Source organism: Paenibacillus sp. FSL R10-2199 (genome assembly GCF_038000235.1).
Classification (GTDB): domain Bacteria; phylum Bacillota; class Bacilli; order Paenibacillales; family Paenibacillaceae; genus Paenibacillus_AQ; species Paenibacillus_AQ phytohabitans.
Window position 1 is genome coordinate 5,982,811 of the sequence record NZ_JBBOBO010000001.1, and the last position, 17,742, is coordinate 6,000,552.

The window sequence follows — 17,742 nt, forward strand, 5'->3', positions numbered from 1 at the left end:
TCTTCTATAGTTATTTATAATAGGAAGTAGTCAATGGAACGAACATGGATGAGCCGTCTTGTACGTCTCCGGTTACATAGATAGAGCTTACTCCGGCAATGTCCACCTCTACGGTTACGAGCCCTTCTTCAGGGGTAATGTTCAGCTTCTTAAGCACCGTATCCGTATCGCTGTCTTGCACGGTAAAGTCTTTAATATCAGTGCCGATCGCCGCGACCTGAATATACAGCTTCTGATATTTCTTGTTCGGGTAGAGCATGAACGAGCTGCCGCGAGTGCCGCTGCCATTATCGAAATGGACATCTTTATAGTCCTTATCTTTATAGACGGTTTTGTCAGGATCTTTGGTATGGTACGACGAGTCAAAACCGGCTGCAATCGAGACTCCTTCCGTCTGCTCGCCTAATGAAATGGTATTGGAGGCGGCATCGAATTTAACGGTAACTCCGAGCAGATCCGACACAGAACGGACTGGCAGATACGTAGTATCCTTATAAGAAATCGGAGCGATCACTGCACCGCTGCTATTCTTCAGCTGCACAGGCTGGCCATCTACCTTGAATTTAATTCCCGGGTTCAGAAAAGCTTTGATCTCCTGCAGATTGGCTCCGGCGTATACCCCCGTCCCCATTCCTCCAAGTACAGCAAAAACAGTCAGCGCAGCGGTTAATTTCTTTTTCACCCGATCAAACTCCTCTCCATGTATTTCAAATTTAAAACTTACATACTGGGAGTATAATAAATCTTACCATAATATGCAAATGGCTGAGAATCCGCTGAAATACAAAAAAACACCCCGCCTTCAGGCAGGGCATCCATACTTCCAATTCCAATTGGCTATGTATCATTTAGAACTCATCTTTTTTGTGAACGGATTCGTAATGGTTGCGGATTTCCAGATTCTTGGCATGATTGTACAGATCCAATGCAACAATTCCTCTGCGCGCGAGCTTCACTACCAGAACGAATAAATAAATACCGAGCCCCAGACATGCCAGCCAGACTAAAAAGAAAAATATACTAAAACTGCCGGCAAGCAATGACCCAAAACCTGTTGCCATCATTTCTCACAGCCCCTCTCCTCGTATAGAGTTCAGAATCTTTAAGTAAATCATAATTGCTTTGGAACAAATTGTATATACACTCAAAAAAAACCGCCGGACCGGAGTTCAGCGGGTTTGTTCTATTCATTTCTTTTATCCGATGGAGGTTCCTGAGAATGTCACGGGTCCCGTAACACTGGCTGCATTGAGCAGGACATTCAAGCTGTTATTGGCGACACCCAAGCTGTATGCATGATAGCCAGCGGGTACACTTCTATCCATATAAGCAATAGTAATAGGCTGAATGGCTAAAAGCGCAAGGCCGCTGGAGCCCATATTGAAGATGGGCTGCCCGTCCCGGTACAATGTGAAGACTACATTGGGTACGCCGAGCGTAGTTTGAAATCCGATGGAGGCACTCAGTAATACAACCCCCGAAGTTACAGTAGCAAGGCCAAACTCGGCCAAGATCAAATTGCCCGCAGGTGAAAGAATTGGAATAGATACGGTCTGACTGCCCGTTGTCGCAGTACTGGCCCCTGTGTCGATAATCGTTGCCATGGTGATTCCTCCTCTCTAATCTTCTACTCATAGAATATGCTAGAGGAGTTTATGAGGTTGGACAAATCAGATTAAATTTCAAACTGTGCACGCATGATCAGCGGCCGTTATCTTTGGGCGGTACCTGATATTGTCCGGTCCAAGGATCATACTGCGGACGTTCCCCGGCAATCTCCAGCTCGATTCGCTGCATGGAGTAGACAAGTTCACCAAAGCCAATAAAAAACATACCGGCTATGCAGGAAACGGCGAGGAAGATAGCAACACCAAGCACACCGCCCAAATGGAATCCCACTGGAATACAAGCAATTACCCCCAGCACGATGATCGCCACGCCAAAATACTTCAGGTAAGCCCCTTTCATCAGTTGCCCTCCTTGTGATTACACAGTATTAAATAAGGATAGCATATTTCTTGTGGAACTATTTGTAAATGAGTCATGTGACAAAGCTGCCGGGGGAGATGGGGTGATTTAAAGTTTAATTAACATTGAATAATCTCTTATAACCCTAAAAAGATTGCTACTCCGCAATGGAGTAGCAATCTTTTCTTTTGACGGATTATCGCCTGTTCTTATATTAGTTGCTTAAATTATAAAAGGTCACTTTCACCTGAATAGGAACCGTAGTATCCGTTGCATTCAGATAGAGCAGCGCATTTCCGGCACTGCCGTCCCAATAGCTGAAATACAGATCCTGTACAGCACTGGCACCGCTCATTGTACCCATTTGGATTTGGCCGCGGTTGCTCATGTTGAAATAATAAGGTCCCGTCACTTTACCCGTATCCGATTGCTTCTCTACAACGGCTTTAATCGTTTTGGCGGAGGCTGTACAGAGCAAATATGTGGTTTGTCCCGGCTGCAGAGTAAGAGTTACTGGCGAATTAAATCCCGGCGCCAGAGAAAGGGCATGCGCAGAGGGAGCGGAGACCCACAAGAAACTTGCTGCGAAGAGAAACACGATCAACGTTTTTAATTTTCGCATTTATTAATATCCTCCTTAATTCTTTGGGTATAGGGGAATCGGTCTGAACGAAACGCACAGCACTCGCTTGGCGTAGTCCGGCTCAACAGAGCAGCAGACTATTTGCACTTCACTCTACCCGGCAGATTGGAGTCTATAAGCAAGTCTCCTTCCCTCTCAAACGGTCTATATGAGCATTTTTAATATATCATCTATAATTTCCCATGTAAATATTTAGAATTTAATAGATTCTGTATGATAATCTCCTGTGATTTCGATTAGATTCCCATCCGGGTCTTCAATCATGAAGCAATGATAAGGCCGCACAACATTGATATAGAAAATCTCAGATACTACTCCAATATCCAGTGACTTCACCCGCTCATACTCTGCATTCAAATCAGTAACATTGAAGTTAAGGATCACATTATTCCCGTATCGAACCTCACTTTCTTGCTTATTCAAATACGCCTCATTAAAATGCTCCGACACATCGCTATTCGTGCGGATCAATTCCTTATCGAATTCCGGATTCCATAACGCGAGTGTGTTCCCGCAGTGGAATTGTGCCCAACGCTCCAGCTTGCGGGAATCTGCTTTCATATTCAGCAACGCTTCATAAAATGCAATGGAACTCTTCATATCACGGACGATTAGATACGTACAACCCAGCTGTATTGGAATACATCTCCTCTATAGTAAAATCATTAATCATGAGCCCACTATAGCAAAACGTACGTTCCCTTCGCAACGAGGTTTTATACTTACTACATAAGGAATAGTTGCATTTCGTGCAGCTAAAAGACGGCGAAAAACCGGATGAGCTAGGATAAGTGTACTCTGTACAACTAAAATTGAGAAAAGTGTTCGTTTGGGGCGTAGCTGTTATTTTTAGTTGTATGAAGTGCAGCTAAAACTCCCACGGGGCAAAAATCGCCCGTTTTAGTTGTACAAAATACAGTTAAACATGAAGCGAGTGTCTTTTAGCAGACAACCTGCCATTCGGGCACGGTGTCCGATGTAGAGCCGGTGGAATCAGATTGCTTAAAAGCGTTCCAACACCTATTCCTTCATTCTCATCACACCGCCGCTTTCTTCCAGCTCCAGAAATACCGGCCGTTCGTCGGGAGTCTGATTCGGTGTATGGATCGCCAGCATCAGCTTATCGCCAAAGGTCCGGAATACCATCGCGTGTCCGCCGTCCTTCTGATAGAGTGCCTCCTCCTGATGAATCCACGGTCCGGTTATCTCGCCGCTCCCGGAACGGGCAATGCCCAGCGCATAGGTGTTATTAATGAAGCTGGCCCAAAGCAGATACAACGTATCGTCGTCACTTGACCTGAACAGAAATGGCCCATCTGTTACGTAATTGAGCTGATCCGCATACCGCTTGGATACAAACGGGGTTGTCCATGGCGCGTCCGATGCCCGGAACAAAGTAACCGGCTCTCCTTCCGCTCTCCGCAGGTCCTCCGTTAACCGCATGGCGCAGACCTCCCCGTCTCCAGTCTGCTGCCACTCATGGCAGAAGACCATCCATGGCTGGTCCTGATTATCTATATAGAGCGTTCCGTCCAGGGAGCTCCAGTCCTGCGGGGTCACCGGACCTTCGCTATGCGGGGTAAAAGGGCCAAGCGGATGTGGCGAAGCAAGCACTGCCGTCCCCAGCAGATTATTGTCTTTGCGCCGGAAGGTGGCGAACATGATGTATCTCCGGCCGTAGGCATAGACTTCCGGAGCCCAGAAATTATGCTCTGCGTAGAAATCCGCCTCTGGACGGAATACCGGAAACGGTCCTTCCCAATGCTCCAGATCCTTGCTTGTGTAGGCGTCGAACCCGGTGCCCTTACCCCAGATATTGCTGTCGGTGCTGCCATACAAATAGTAGAGTCCTTGTCCTTGTCGTTGTACTTGTACTTGTACTTGTCCTTGTCCTTGTACTTGTACTTGTCCTTGTCCTTGTCCTTGTCCCCGTACTTGTCCTTGTCCCTGTACTTGTCCGGCAAGCGGCAGCACAAACGGATCTCTGATCTGTAAGCTGTTGTTATCTATCATTTAAAACTCTCCTTTCTATCACACACGCTGCAAGCCAATATTTATATAAGGTGTACTTAAGAAAGTACAATAGGTGAAAAGGAACGAAGGTGAATATTGGAACTGGAGGAGCGAGTACGTAAAGTTCAACTTATTTACCGGTATTCCAGCAGCACCACTCCAATATCGCTGATGCTGCTGAAGCCGCCATCCGCATACTCCAGTTGTTCATTGCCCTTAATCGTGAACGGGAGGCTCTGGCCCAGATAGCAGATGCAGCCCTCGATTTCACGGATACTCATCCCGATCAGCTTCAGCAGCTGCCCGTTCCGGTCCGTGATTACGCGGACTCCAAACGGAAAAGCCATGTACTCCTCCATGTCCCGGTAGATCACTGCCCCCTGGCGGGTAGTGATCAGCTCATAGACTGCTCCATCTACCGCCCGGCGGTATCCTGTCTCATGGGCCACCTCCTGTCCATGATCCATATCATAAGGAAGCAGTCCGGTGAACCATAGTTCTTCTCCGGCAACCGGCATAATTCCACACAGCCGCTCCACATAATCCAGCAGGCACAGAATAGCCGGGGAATACGATTCTGTATAGCCCTCTTCTCCTGTCCAAGGGCTTAACGTCTGGGCAAATCGTGTCATCCGCGACAGCGCAGCGAGAATAGGCAGCATCACCCAGGTCAGCTCGACATAACGCCCGTGATGCTCAAAGGCATGCGCCGCGCGGATGATACTGAGGAAGTTGGATGAGCCGCCCCAAGTGTTGTAGCTGGAGAACGGATCAAACCTCGGGTCATCCATCGCTATGGAGGTGAACGGATATTTGGCGAAGAACTTGCTGGTATTCAGCAGATAACGCCGGAGTGCAGCATCAAAGAAATCGCGGTCTCCCACCTCGCAGGCCAGCACACGCAGCAGCACATCCGACTGCACACGCACAAAGCGGCCTCCGCGGTCACGGTCATAGAAGAACTCATCTTCCTCGTCATAGCAATGACTGAACAGGCTCTGGCTGCTGGCAGCCGCCTTGGCCCCCCACTCCATCCCGCACTCTCCAAGTTCCTCTGCTATTCTGGACAGATACTGCCGCTGGCAGTAGACATTGGCCGTTAAATCAGGGGCCAGAAAAGGCAGCAGCGGTGAATCCGGGTTACATTGCGCAGCATCGTCCAGATGGGGTGTATCCGGAATATGCCAGAAACGCGGGGACAGATCATGTCCGGTATCAAAGGTGCAGAAGGCCTCCACGCAGCCTGTTCCTCGTGTATCGCGCCGGCTGGCCAGCCAGTCGTCGAATCTGCTCATCGCCTGGTACATCGAGCGGAGGAACATCTTGTTGCGTCCATTCTGCACGTAATGATTCCAGACACTCCGGGCCAGCGGGGTCACCATTTGGATCTGCCGGTAAGCCGGTCCTGCAGGGGTTACTTTGTAAGGAATCAGCCCATCCTCCCGCTGATAATCGGCGAACAGGCGAAAGGTCGCTTCCGCCACCGCCGGCATGAAGCGTGACAGCAGCTCAGCGCTGATGGTTCCCGTGCTCTCCAGCCAGCTGCCGAGGTAGACACCTCCTTCATGCAGAACATGGCCATTGCCGTCCATCGGCACGATACAATCCATAAGCTTATGCAATCCGGAGTAATAGACATTCTCCATCGCTTCCGATGAGGCGGCAAAAGCAACTCCCGACTGCCTCCATTGCTCCGTAGAGCTACGGTCCGCCGCCTTCTTGAGCACTCCGATCCGGTCATCAGCCGTTACTTCCCGGAGCTGTTGTAATAAGTCCCTGGTCATGCACTTTCCCTCCTGTATCTTCACTTCTCTCCAAAGACAGAGAAGCAGACTGCCCGGGCAGTCTGCTTCCGGTAAACTCCCTATTTGCTGCCAAAAATCTGCGTAGCGCCTTTATAGAAATCCTCCACTCCCTGTTTCACATCCTTCTGCTCGAAACCGATCTCCTGCACCGCGGTTTCAGCCAGCTTGGTGAACTCGGTGAAGCTTGGCGGATTGTAGCTGATGGCAAAAGGCTCTTTCTTCGTCGCCTCAGACACCCGGCTCGTGAAGTCGTATACGGTCTGCTCCAGCGGAGTGGCATCCTTCATCAGCAGGTCACGCATCTTGGAGGTAACAGGGACTCCGCGGTCACTGCCGAGAATCTGCGCGGCATCGGGGTCATTGATCCAGTAGTTCATCAGTGTAGCGACTTCCTTCGGATGCTCCGTCTTCGCATATCCGGACAAGCCTTGGCTGGATTCGAATACGACACCTGTGCCTTTAGGACCCCGCGGGACCTGAACCATCGTCAGCGTATCCTGGATCAGATTCTGATGGGCTGCGAACTGGTTGGACGGAATGAGGCTCATTGCCACTTTACCTGTGACCACCAGTGATTTACTTGTGTCTCCCGGAGGATTCGATACCTGCAGGGACGGTGTAACCATCCCGCCGTTTTTAGACATGTCGTTCCAGTAGTTGAACCAATCCTCGGCATCCTGCTGTTCGAAGCCAAGTGCGTCTTTCTCCATATCATAGACCTGCTTGCCGCGCTGCTTCATATAGATGTCCATGCCCTCAACTGTAAAGTTGTAGGTGCCGTAATAGCCCTTGCCCAGCTTCCCGGAGATCTCCTTGCTGATCCGGGCGTAATCTTCCCAGCTCCAGCCGTCCGCAGGAATGTCCATTCCGGCTTGTTTGAACAGCTCGGTGTTGATGACCATCCCTCTGGCATTCGCTCCGGCAGAGATATGAACCAGCTTGCCTCCCAGCGTTCCGTATTCCACCATCGTCTGATCCATATCCGTCAGATCAAGCTCTTTGCCGACATAAGGCTGAAGATCCAGCAGTACCCCTTTATCCGCGTAATCCGTTACGTTGCCTCCGAGGAAAAATACATCCGGCGCTGTCCCCGAAGCCAGCTGGGTGTTCAGCTTGTCAAAGTACCCGGAGTTTGGAGCGAACTCCCCGACCACTTTGATATTCGGATACTTCTCCTCAAATTTGCGCAGTGCCTCGTTTGTCTTGTCTGCCCGCTTCTGATCGCCCCACCACATAATCCGCAGCTCAACCTGATCCACAGACGGCTCTGCAGTGTCTGAACTGCCGGTTGCAGGTTTGCCGTTATTGCCGCCCGAACAGGCGGTCGTTGCGGCCAGCAGCATTGCGGCCAGTGTAAGACCTAAGATTTTTCTCATCGAAATGTCCCCCCAAGAATTTTTGTAATCGCTTGCATTCCCATCCTAATCATTTCTTGACCGGAGTTGAATTTCATTTCTTCGGGTCTCCGCTAGTGGTTTTTTCGGGTCTGCATTTCAGTTGAGCCCGTCATTTCAAACCGGTCGTAGCGATGCCCTCCAGGAAATGCTTTTGGAAGAGAAGAAAGATCGTCATGATCGGCACAAGGGAGAGCACGGACATCGCCAGGAGCGCGCCCCAGTCGGATGATCCGGAGGGATCATAGAGTGAACGTATGCCCAGCTGAACGGTGAACAGATTGATCCGGCTCAAATAGATCATCTGGCTGAAGAAATCATCCCAGGTCCAGATAAAAGTAAAGATTGCCGTTGTGATCAGCGCCGGAACCAGCAGCGGGATAATGATCCGGAAGTACAGCTGGCCTTGTCCGCAGCCGTCAATCGTTGCACTTTCATCCAGCTCCTTCGGAATGCCGCGGATAAACTGGATCATCAGCAGCACGAAGAACGAGTCATGCGCCAGCCATTTCGGTACGATCAGAGGCAAGTAGGTGTTCACCCAGTCCAGCTTGCTGAAAATAATATATTGCGGAATCAGCAGCACATGGTAAGGAAGCATAATTGTCACCAGCATGCAGGCAAACAGTACACTCTTGAGACGGAACTCCAGCCGGGCGAACGCGTATGCCGCCAAAGAGCAGGTGAGAATATTGCCGATGACCGACAGCACGGAGATGGTAGCAGAGTTGAGGAAAAAGCGGCTGAACGAGATGCCCTGAAGCCCCTTCCAGCCATTCACATAGTTCTCCAGAGTAAACCTCGCCGGCCACAGACCGGGATCAGAGAAGATCAGCTCATTCGGCTTAAAGGAACTGGACAGCAGCCACAGCACCGGATACAGCATCAGCAGCCCAAACAGAATGATGAGACCATGCTTGCCGAGCTTAAAAATCGTCTTTTGTTCAGCCATGATTTATCGCCCGTCCTTTCCGTCGCCGTAGAACACCCAGAACCTGGAGGTCACGAACACCATCGAGGTAAACAGGCCGATGATGATCAGCATGATCCACGCCAGAGCGGCGGCATAGCCCATATCGAAGAATGAGAAGCCTTTTAGATACAGATAGAGCGTATAGAACAGCGTTGAATTTACCGGACCGCCGCGTCCGTCCCCAATGACATACCCCGGGGTAAACACCTGGAAGGAATTGATAATTCCCATGACCAGGTTGAAAAAGATTACCGGTGACAGCATGGGCAGCGTTATTTTGCCGAACTGCCGCAGCTTACCGGCCCCGTCTACCTGTGCCGCTTCGTACAGGTCCGCAGGAATCTGCTTGATTCCGGCCAGGAATATGACCATCGCGGAACCAAATTGCCAGACAGACAAGGTAACGATCGTGGAGAGAATGTAGCTCGGATGGGCGATCCAGGCCGGACCTTCAATCCCGAACCAGCTTAAAAAGTGGTTGATCAGGCCTTCCCCGTCAAAAATCTGCCGCCATACGATGGCGATGGCTACACTTCCTCCCAGCAGTGAAGGAATGTAGTATACCGTTCTGTAGATGCCCAGCGCCCGGATGCCTTTGTTCAAGACGACGGCGACCAGAAGGGCAAAGGCCATTTTGAGCGGAACCGAAAAAAGCACGTATTTGAAAGTCACCGTAAGAGATTTGTAGAAGTATTCGTCTGCCGTGAAGATGTGTCTGTAATTGTCAAAGCCCAGCCATACCGGGGCATTGAGCAGGTTGTACTTGGTCAGGGACAGATAAAAGGATCCCAGCATGGGGCCAAGTGTCAGTCCGAAAAAGCCGATCAGCCAGGGAAGCAGGAACAGGTAAGCGGTGCCGCTCCTTTTCCATAAAACCGATTTGTGTGCTGTCTTCATATGCGCCTTCTCCTTCTTAATGGATATAGGCTCATTATAGAAAGTAGCGCAGCCCGCTTGAATGCTATTTCTTCGGCTGCTCACTATTGAATTTTTCAGGTGGGTTCAGGCGGAAGTCCGAAGGGGCGATCCCGTACATCTTTTTGAATTTGGAGCTGAAATAGCTGGCATTCGAGAATCCGGTAAGCTCGGCAATGTCCCATAGACCAAGGGTTGTGCTTACCAGCAGATGCGTGGCCTGGGCCATCCGGATATCGGTCAGATAGGCCATGAAGCTTCGGCCTACTTTGGCTTTGAACAGCTCCGAGAAATAGGACGAATTGTAATTGAACCGTTTGGCCAGCTGGGTCAAATTCAGATCATACATGTAATTGCTATCGATATACTGCGTCGCTGTGCGGATCACCGAATCATCGGGGTCGCCTGCTTCCTGCAGTTGACGGTGTGCACGTCCGGCCAGCTCCAGCAGGAACTGCTCCGCCTTGTCTACTGAGTCAAGCTTATGGACCATCTCCGGATGGAGCCACAGCTGCTGGGCATGACCGTTCCCATGTGCAGGCGCCCCATCCGCTCCGTCCACAAGCAGATAAAGCTGGAAGATCAGCTTCACGAAACGGGAACGTGACTGGGAGAAGGCCTGCTGAAGCTCCTGCCGGACCGTCTGGCCGAAGCAGCTCCACTCCCCCTGAATCAGCAGGCGGCGCAGAGTCCGAGTCAGCTCCTCAGTAAGCACTGCTCCCGGCTCAGACTTTCCTTCAGCCGGAGGATAAGCGGCATTCTCCGAGAGATTCCAGGCCAGCAGAGACTCCATGTAGCCTTCCTTCCACTGGTGGAATCCGTGCTTGACGCCGCCGTAGCCGATGACCGGCTCAAAGCCCAGATGTGCAGAGATACAAGCAGCCAGATCCGCGCGGAACTGTGGCATATCCGTCAGACTCTCCTGCAGAATATAGTGAATCAGTCCGGGGTAATTCGGATCGCGGAACACCAGGCAGCCACTGCCGTACCTGCCCGCGAATTCCCTGCCCAGCAGCTCAAACGGCAGGCGCAGCTTGCCGGGAGTGCGCTCCGGCAGCTGCGGAGCCTCCCCCGTCCGTTCTCTGAGTCCAGCTGTCGCAACATGAATTTCCGTCAAATCCCATTCACCCAGCTCAAAGAGTGCGGCCCGCTCTTTCAGCGCATCCACCTGCTCTACGTCCTCCTTGACAAGCTGAACAAGGAAATGCTCTTTCATCTCCATGTAATACCGGGATAGCCGCCACTGGATTACGGCCTGCTGATCACGGTCATTACGCTCCCGGTCAAGCTCCTCCTTCACCTTCTGCAATACGGCCATCAGCTCATCGGCAGCTACCGGCTTCAGCAGATAATCACGCGCCTGATTACGGACAGCAGCTCTGGCGTAATGAAAATCCTCGTAGCCGGTAATTACAATCAGCTTCAGCTCCGGATAGAGCCTGCGGCAATCCTCAAGGAAAGACACGCCGTTCATCACAGGCATGTTCATATCTGTGATTACGATGTCAACCGCTTCACAGGCCAGACGTTCCATTGCCTCCATGCCATTCCCTGCCTCACCGATCACTGACAGATTCAGGCCAGCCCAGTCCGCCTTCAGCCGTAAGCCCTGGCGGATTTCCGGCTCATCATCCACGATCAATACACGATACATCTTCATTCCTCCTCTGTATGGGCAGACTCAGCTCGATGCTGGTGCCCTGCTGTTCGCTTGAATCTATCCTGAAGCTGAATAAATCGCCATAATACAGCCAGCATCTGGCCAGCACATTACGAAGTCCAATCTGATGGGTCTTGCTCTGCAGAAGCTGCTCCAGCTGCTGGCGCATGGCCTGATCATTCAGCTCGCGGAGCAGCTCCGGAGCCATTCCGATTCCGTTATCGGCAACAGCAAGATACAGCCGCTCCTTATCTTGTCTTACCGTGATCCGTACCCTGGCATTCGCCTGGTGAATGAAGCTGTATTTCACCGCATTCTCGATCAGCGGCTGGAGCAGGAACTTGACGATTTCCAGATCGTCAAGCTCGCCCTGCTCTTCGATCCGCAGATCAAGACCCGGGCCGAAGCGGATATCCAGAATGGACATATAATAACGCACATACTTCAGCTCCTCGCGCAGCGGGATCAGATCCTCGCTGATCCGCAGCGAGAACCTGAGCATTTTACCCAGGGAATCAATAACGGTAACCGTCTCCTTCGTCCGCTGCTGGATAGCCAGGCTGCTCATCAGCTCCAGCGTATTGAACAGGAAGTGGGGATTGATCTGCATCAGCAGCGCTTTATATTCAGCCTGCTGGCGCAGCAGCTTCTGCTCAAACTCGGTTCGTATCAGATACCTCAGCTGCTTGACCATACTCCGGAAGGTGTCCGTTGCGTAGTCAACCTCGTTCCGTATCCTGCGTTCCGGCGGAGTGAGGCGCTCGGCCTGGGCGAAATCCCCTTTCTGGACATGCCGCATGGCCGACACCAGACGGGACAGGGGCTTGGTAATACCGTAAGAAATCCAGTAAGCCAGCACAAAGGCGGCAATCAGCATCAGGGAAGCAAATACAATAATGCTGTTGCGGAGCTTGAACAGCTTGGCATACAGATCCTGTTCAGAGACAAAGCCGACCAGCAGCCAGTTGGTGATTGCCAGCTTTTTGTAGACCAGAATATGTGAGGCTCCCTTCTGATCCTTCAGGTAGACAACGCCTTGCGCGGCTTTGCCTGCACGGACCCGCTGGACTTCCGCCGCCGCTTCCGGATAAGCACTGTACTCCTGCTGGGACAGAATAGGATTACCCTGCTGGTTGAGCAGAAAGATGGTACCGCTTTCACCAAGATGTATACGATTGAGCGGCTCCAGCAGGAAGTCCGCCTTGATGTTGACCTTCATCACATTTTTGGCCAGTGACGGTTCAAAAATCCCGATCGGCAGCAGCAGGCTTACCACCTCATATGGCTTGGCCCCCTTAATCTCCACCTGATCCGTATGGGCCGGAACCCAGTGATTGCTGTGCTCAATGAAATTGCGGTACCACGTCTCCTGCTTGAACGAAGCATCCGTAACCACCTGGTTATCGGCACCGATCCGCATCCCTTCCTGACGGTAGATGGTCACTGAGGAGACAATCGAGTAATTGTTGGTAGTCTGGGTCAGGAACTTGCTCATGGTGATATTGGAGAGCATCTTCTGCCCTTCGGTTGAAGCCGGATTGGACAGCTGGGCATCCCACCTCTGGGTGATATCGCTGTTGTAGACCAGAGAGGACAAGTCATAGCTCTGCTGCAGGGCCATGTTAATAAATGAGCCGTACTCGTCCATTTTCTCCAGTGCCGAGGATTCGATATAAGAGCGGATGATGGAGCGTGACTGGTTGAACAGCAGCAGCGACATCGTGCCGAAGGATAGTACCAGCAGCACAACGAAGAACGCGATCAGGCGGTTTTTTAACGAGTAAAAGATAGTAATCCCTCCTTCTCCCTGCGTATCTGCGAATCTATTTCCTGTATAATCATTGATTTCGTCCTCTCCAGTCCCTCTTATTTACTGATGCATTTATTTGTAACGCAGATCGGAGAATCCGGCAAGTGGAAACGGTTATTACGTCCATAAGGGATGGGATTACTTTCAGCGAGCAATTGAAGGATAAAGTTTGGCGTAAAATAATCTTTCTTATATTTCAAGGCAAAATTATTTGGGCGGACGATTGATTTTCGCGCCGGTTTATTTTACAATGAGTTCATAAACGCGCGTTTACAATAGAGGGGGTACACCATGCGAAGCGAAGATATTGCCAAGCTAGCCGGGGTTTCGCGAAGCACAGTATCCCGTGTGATCAACAATTATTCCAATGTCCCTGAGGAGACCCGGGCCAAGGTGCTGAAGATCATTGAACAGCATCAGTACGAGCCTAACAGCTTCGCCCGGGCTCTGGCCGGCAAGAAGACCGATACGATCGGGCTTTTTGCAATCAGCATGAACGAGAAAGAGAACGCGACACGGATCTATCAGAATAACTACTTCGCACCGTTCGTTGATGCCGTTGTCGACACAGCGAATGCCCGCGGCTGTTATGTTCTGATTCATACCGTATATTCTCCCGACGACTTCCTGAAGGTGAAGCAGGCTTTCCTGCAGAAACGGATTGACGGCGGCATTATAGTCGGCACCCAGAAGGATATCGAGATTGTCCGGGAAATGGTCGGTCTCGACTCACCGCTTGTGCTGATTGATTATGACATTTCGGAGATTATGTCGGAGCATCTGGACCGCAATCATCTGGCTATAGTGAATTCCAAGGACTATGAGGGTACGGTTGAAGCCATTGAGTACCTGATCGGTCTCGGCCATGAAGAAATCGGCATGATCTGCGGACGGATGAACACGTACTCCGGACGGGAACGCTATATGGCATACGAGGATACGCTGAAGCGTCATGGGCTTGCGCTGAATGAGAATTTCATCCTACAGGGTGATTTCCTCAAGGAAACCGCCTATGAAGAGGTGAAGAAGCTGCTGAATTCCGGCGGCCCGCTGCCGACTGCATTCTTCTCTTCCAATGATGATATGGCTATTTCGGCCATGGAAGCGTTCTCTGAGCATGGCATTTCCGTGCCGGAGGATATGTCAATCGCGGGGTTTGATGATGTGCAGCTCGCTTCCCGGATTCATCCCAAGCTGACCTCCGTCCGTCTGCCGATTTACGAAATGTCCAAGGCTGCTGTCGAGAAGGTCATCGAGCTGTGCGATTCACAGCAGCCGACCTTCAGCACGATCAGTTTCCCGGCACGTCTGGTGGCAAGAGATTCCTGCCAGCCGCCGAAGCAGTAATGTTCTAGTACAGAAAAATCCCTTACCCCGAGGGAATTTTTTCTCAGCTTTGTAAACGCGCGTTCACAATTGAAAGGAGACTTGTCTCTAATGAAATTCGGAACTTTTGACGACACTCGCAAAGAGTATGTAATCAACACCCCAAAAACACCTTATCCATGGATTAACTACCTCGGCAACGAGCAATTTTTCGGCCTCATCTCTAATACTGCCGGTGGTTACACCTTCTACCGCGATGCGCGCATGAGAAGACTTACCCGTTACCGGTATAACAATATTCCGCTGGATACAGGCGGCCGCTACTACTATCTGTATGATGACGGTGATTTCTGGACCCCGGGCTGGATGCCGGTAAAACGCGATCTGGACTTCTACGAATGCCGCCATGGTCTTGGCTACACTTCCATCACTGGCGAACGCAATGGAATTTCCGTTAATCAGCTTGCTTTTGTACCGATGGGCCACAATGCTGAAGTACACCGCCTTGTCGTTAAGAACACAGGCGACGCGAAGAAAACTGTTAAGCTGTTCTCTTTTGCCGAATTCTGTCTGTGGAATGCCAATGATGATATGACAAACTTCCAGCGTAACCTCAGCACCGGTGAAGTTGAAGTGAAGGATTCCGTCATTTATCACAAAACCGAATACCGTGAGCGCAGAAACCACTACGCTTTCTATTCAGTAAACAAGGAAATCGCCGGCTTCGATACTGACCGCGAATCCTTCGTGGGTATGTACAATGGTCTGGACGCTCCGCAGGCAGTTGCTGCCGGTGAAGCTACCAACTCGGTGGCCAGCGGCTGGTCGCCAATCGGCTCCCACGCACTGGAAATCACCCTGGAACCAGGTGAAGAGCAAAGCTTCATCTTCGTACTCGGCTATATCGAGAACCCTGAAGATGAGAAATGGGAATCCCTGAACGTTATCAACAAAAAGCCTGCACAGGCTGTAATCGATCAGTTCGCTACAGATGCCCAGGTTGATGCTGCCCTGGCTACCCTGGCTGCACACTGGGATAACCTGCTGTCCAAATATCAGATCCAGAGCGGTGACGACAAGCTGAACCGGATGGTTAACATCTGGAATCCGTACCAGTGTATGGTTACCTTCAACATGTCCCGTTCCGCTTCGTACTTCGAATCCGGAATCGGCCGCGGTATGGGCTTCCGCGACTCCAACCAGGACTTGCTCGGCTTCGTCCACCAGATTCCGGAGCGTGCCAGAGAGCGTATTCTCGATATCGCTGCTACCCAGTTCCCTGACGGCAGCGCGTATCACCAGTACCAGCCGCTTACCAAGAAGGGCAACAACGAAGTCGGCTCGGGCTTCAACGATGATCCGCTTTGGCTGATCTCCGGTACGGCTGCTTATATTAAGGAAACCGGCGACTACTCGATCCTTGATGAGCAGGTTCCTTTTGACAGCAATCCGGATCACACGGCTACCCTGTTCGAGCACTTGAAGCTGAGCTTCGAGCATGTAACGAATAACCTCGGACCTCACGGCCTGCCGCTGATCGGACGCGCGGACTGGAATGACTGTCTGAACCTGAACTGCTTCTCCACAGAGCCGGGCGAATCATTCCAGACTACTGAGAATATCGCAGGCGGCGTTGCGGAATCCGTGTTCATCGCAGGTCTGTTCGTCTTCGTTGGACCGGACTATGCTGAAATCTGCCGCATGCGCGGACTGGATGATGTAGCTGCTGATGCGGTTGCGAAGATCGAGAACATGAGTGCCATTACGCTGTCCCACGGCTTCGACGGCGACTGGTTCCTGCGCGCTTATGACCACTACGGCGACAAGATCGGCAGCAAGGAGAACGAAGAAGGCCAGATCTTCATCGAGCCGCAGGGGATGTGCGTAATGGCGGGTATCGGTGTGGAGAACGGCGAAGCAGCCCGTGCGTTGACTTCCGTTCAGGAACGTCTGGATACGGATTACGGTATCGTATTGCAGCAGCCTCCTTACTCCAAGTACTATGTGAACCTGGGTGAAATTTCTACGTATCCTCCGGGCTATAAAGAAAATGCCGGTATTTTCTGCCACAACAACCCATGGATCATGATCGCTGAAACGGTGCTTGGACACGGCGACAGAGCCTTTGATATCTACAAAAAAATTGCTCCGGCTTACCTGGAGGACATCAGCGAAGTTCACCGTATGGAACCTTACGTGTACTCGCAGATGATCGCCGGTAAAGACGCTGTACGTCACGGTGAAGCGAAAAACTCCTGGCTGACAGGTACAGCGGCATGGAACTATGTAGCGATTACACAGTCCATCCTCGGTATCCAGGCTGACTTTGCCGGTCTGAAGGTTGATCCTTGTATTCCTACGGAGTGGGACAGCTTCGAGATTACCCGCGTCTTCCGCGGCGACACTTATGTCATCTCGATCCAGAACCCGAACCATGTCTCCAAAGGCGTGGCCAGCCTGACTCTCGACGGCACTGCTGTTGAAGGCAACATCATTGCTCCTGTGGGCGACGGTGCGGTTCACCAGGTTGTAGTTGTATTGGGTTAATTAGCGAGTTTTAAACTTTGAGTATAAAAAAGGAACCCGGTTGTCCGCCTAGGCGGTGCGACCGGGTTCCTTTTTTGTGATGCAGGTAAAACGTCTAAACGGGCAGGTCCTCAGTCAATCGTGACCAGCTTCCAGTTGCCGTCCTTATCCGGCATGAACCAGTAATTCCAGCTGTGCTTCACTTCCCCATCCGCTGTTGTACGGACATCATGCACGTTTATGACAACTCTGCTGCTGCTTTGCTCCGAAATCTCATCGACTCCGGTGAAAGTGATGCTGCCGGGAGTGAAGGCGAATTCATTCGCCTTTGCCAGACTTATACTGGCAAAAGCCCGGTTAAACTGTTCAAGGTCCTCATTCACAATTCCCTCAAGTGCATCTCTCAGGCTCGCCTTGATCTCTTCATTAACGAGCGGATCATGAATGCCATCGATGTCAAAAGCAATCCTGCTCGGATTATCCGGAGAGACTTCTCCAGACTTAAGAGTTGATTCCGGCCTGCTGGTAGTTTCGGCATCCGCAGACCCGTTGTCTCTAGCCGGATTCACGAGCCCGCCGCAGGCGGCAAGCAGCAGCGGTACTGCCAGGACCGGCAGCCAAAACCATGTCCGCTTCATACGCATCCTCCCTGTATCAGATGCTTGTTAGACGCCGAACTCGCTCCAAAGTTGCTGTCTGTTACGCTTGC

The 17,742-nt window shown here is 51.3% G+C and carries 16 protein-coding genes; 2 read left to right on the plus strand and 14 right to left on the minus strand.

Annotated features, from left to right (window positions below; genetic code table 11):
- Positions 1–10: 10 nt before the first annotated feature.
- The 13 genes from NYE33_RS26345 to NYE33_RS26405 all read right to left on the minus strand — a co-directional run bounded on the left by NYE33_RS26345 (position 11) and on the right by NYE33_RS26405 (position 13,160).
- Positions 11–682 (minus strand): stalk domain-containing protein, encoded by a 672-nt coding sequence (locus NYE33_RS26345; protein ID WP_042136296.1) that lies wholly within the window; start codon positions 680–682, stop codon positions 11–13.
- A 166-nt stretch (positions 683–848) separates the two neighbouring features.
- Positions 849–1,064, minus strand: a complete 216-nt coding sequence (locus NYE33_RS26350) for a hypothetical protein (RefSeq protein ID WP_039297855.1) — start codon at positions 1,062–1,064, stop codon at positions 849–851.
- A 132-nt stretch (positions 1,065–1,196) separates the two neighbouring features.
- Positions 1,197–1,604 (minus strand): hypothetical protein, encoded by a 408-nt coding sequence (locus NYE33_RS26355; protein ID WP_042136294.1) that lies wholly within the window; start codon positions 1,602–1,604, stop codon positions 1,197–1,199.
- Between the two features lie 97 nt (positions 1,605–1,701).
- Positions 1,702–1,968 (minus strand): hypothetical protein, encoded by a 267-nt coding sequence (locus NYE33_RS26360; RefSeq protein WP_042136290.1) that lies wholly within the window; start codon positions 1,966–1,968, stop codon positions 1,702–1,704.
- Positions 1,969–2,182: 214 nt separating this feature from the next.
- Positions 2,183–2,590 (minus strand): hypothetical protein, encoded by a 408-nt coding sequence (locus NYE33_RS26365; protein ID WP_042136288.1) that lies wholly within the window; start codon positions 2,588–2,590, stop codon positions 2,183–2,185.
- 213 nt (positions 2,591–2,803) lie between these two features.
- Positions 2,804–3,253, minus strand: a complete 450-nt coding sequence (locus NYE33_RS26370) for a VOC family protein (RefSeq protein ID WP_341068755.1) — start codon at positions 3,251–3,253, stop codon at positions 2,804–2,806.
- A gap of 378 nt (positions 3,254–3,631) precedes the next feature.
- Positions 3,632–4,624: a glycoside hydrolase family 43 protein gene (locus tag NYE33_RS26375; protein ID WP_081969950.1), complete on the minus strand. Its 993-nt coding sequence runs from the start codon at positions 4,622–4,624 to the stop codon at positions 3,632–3,634.
- A 134-nt stretch (positions 4,625–4,758) separates the two neighbouring features.
- Positions 4,759–6,408, minus strand: a complete 1,650-nt coding sequence (locus NYE33_RS26380) for an MGH1-like glycoside hydrolase domain-containing protein (RefSeq protein WP_042136285.1) — start codon at positions 6,406–6,408, stop codon at positions 4,759–4,761.
- Between the two features lie 80 nt (positions 6,409–6,488).
- Positions 6,489–7,805: an ABC transporter substrate-binding protein gene (locus NYE33_RS26385; RefSeq protein ID WP_042136282.1), complete on the minus strand. Its 1,317-nt coding sequence runs from the start codon at positions 7,803–7,805 to the stop codon at positions 6,489–6,491.
- Between the two features lie 130 nt (positions 7,806–7,935).
- A complete protein-coding gene (locus tag NYE33_RS26390) occupies positions 7,936–8,775 on the minus strand; it encodes a carbohydrate ABC transporter permease (protein ID WP_039297839.1) in 840 nt (279 codons plus the stop codon).
- Between the two features lie 3 nt (positions 8,776–8,778).
- Positions 8,779–9,693: a carbohydrate ABC transporter permease gene (locus tag NYE33_RS26395; protein WP_042136279.1), complete on the minus strand. Its 915-nt coding sequence runs from the start codon at positions 9,691–9,693 to the stop codon at positions 8,779–8,781.
- Positions 9,694–9,757: 64 nt separating this feature from the next.
- Positions 9,758–11,365 carry a response regulator transcription factor gene (locus tag NYE33_RS26400; RefSeq protein ID WP_042136277.1) on the minus strand — a complete coding sequence of 536 codons (1,608 nt, stop codon included), beginning with the start codon at positions 11,363–11,365 and terminating at the stop codon, positions 9,758–9,760.
- Entirely contained in the window at positions 11,340–13,160 is a 1,821-nt protein-coding gene (locus NYE33_RS26405; protein WP_042136276.1) for a sensor histidine kinase, read from the minus strand. The genes NYE33_RS26400 and NYE33_RS26405 overlap by 26 nt, the downstream gene beginning before the upstream one ends.
- Positions 13,161–13,472: 312 nt before the next feature.
- Here NYE33_RS26405 and NYE33_RS26410 point away from each other — a divergent pair, with 312 nt between their 5' ends.
- A complete protein-coding gene (locus tag NYE33_RS26410) occupies positions 13,473–14,528 on the plus strand; it encodes a LacI family DNA-binding transcriptional regulator (RefSeq protein WP_042136273.1) in 1,056 nt (351 codons plus the stop codon).
- 90 nt (positions 14,529–14,618) lie between these two features.
- Positions 14,619–17,054 carry a GH36-type glycosyl hydrolase domain-containing protein gene (locus NYE33_RS26415; protein WP_042136271.1) on the plus strand — a complete coding sequence of 812 codons (2,436 nt, stop codon included), beginning with the start codon at positions 14,619–14,621 and terminating at the stop codon, positions 17,052–17,054.
- Positions 17,055–17,164: 110 nt separating this feature from the next.
- Here NYE33_RS26415 and NYE33_RS26420 read toward each other — a convergent pair whose 3' ends face one another.
- On the minus strand, positions 17,165–17,671 hold the full coding sequence (locus NYE33_RS26420; protein ID WP_042136270.1) for a hypothetical protein: 507 nt from the start codon (positions 17,669–17,671) through the stop codon (positions 17,165–17,167).
- Between the last annotated feature and the right edge of the window lie 71 nt (positions 17,672–17,742).

What these genes read in the sequence shown, in the direction of transcription:
- NYE33_RS26350 (WP_039297855.1), bottom strand. Translation starts at nt 1,064, where the DNA reads ATGATGGCAACAGGTTTTGGGTCATTGCTTGCCGGCAGTTTTAGTATA.
- NYE33_RS26355 (WP_042136294.1), bottom strand. Translation starts at nt 1,604, where the DNA reads ATGGCAACGATTATCGACACAGGGGCCAGTACTGCGACAACGGGCAGT.
- NYE33_RS26360 (WP_042136290.1), bottom strand. Translation starts at nt 1,968, where the DNA reads ATGAAAGGGGCTTACCTGAAGTATTTTGGCGTGGCGATCATCGTGCTG.
- NYE33_RS26365 (WP_042136288.1), bottom strand. Translation starts at nt 2,590, where the DNA reads ATGCGAAAATTAAAAACGTTGATCGTGTTTCTCTTCGCAGCAAGTTTC.
- NYE33_RS26375 (WP_081969950.1), bottom strand. Translation starts at nt 4,624, where the DNA reads ATGATAGATAACAACAGCTTACAGATCAGAGATCCGTTTGTGCTGCCG.
- NYE33_RS26380 (WP_042136285.1), bottom strand. Translation starts at nt 6,408, where the DNA reads ATGACCAGGGACTTATTACAACAGCTCCGGGAAGTAACGGCTGATGAC.
- NYE33_RS26385 (WP_042136282.1), bottom strand. Translation starts at nt 7,805, where the DNA reads ATGAGAAAAATCTTAGGTCTTACACTGGCCGCAATGCTGCTGGCCGCA.
- NYE33_RS26390 (WP_039297839.1), bottom strand. Translation starts at nt 8,775, where the DNA reads ATGGCTGAACAAAAGACGATTTTTAAGCTCGGCAAGCATGGTCTCATC.
- NYE33_RS26395 (WP_042136279.1), bottom strand. Translation starts at nt 9,693, where the DNA reads ATGAAGACAGCACACAAATCGGTTTTATGGAAAAGGAGCGGCACCGCT.
- NYE33_RS26400 (WP_042136277.1), bottom strand. Translation starts at nt 11,365, where the DNA reads ATGTATCGTGTATTGATCGTGGATGATGAGCCGGAAATCCGCCAGGGC.
- NYE33_RS26410 (WP_042136273.1), top strand. Translation starts at nt 13,473, where the DNA reads ATGCGAAGCGAAGATATTGCCAAGCTAGCCGGGGTTTCGCGAAGCACA.
- NYE33_RS26415 (WP_042136271.1), top strand. Translation starts at nt 14,619, where the DNA reads ATGAAATTCGGAACTTTTGACGACACTCGCAAAGAGTATGTAATCAAC.
- NYE33_RS26420 (WP_042136270.1), bottom strand. Translation starts at nt 17,671, where the DNA reads ATGAAGCGGACATGGTTTTGGCTGCCGGTCCTGGCAGTACCGCTGCTG.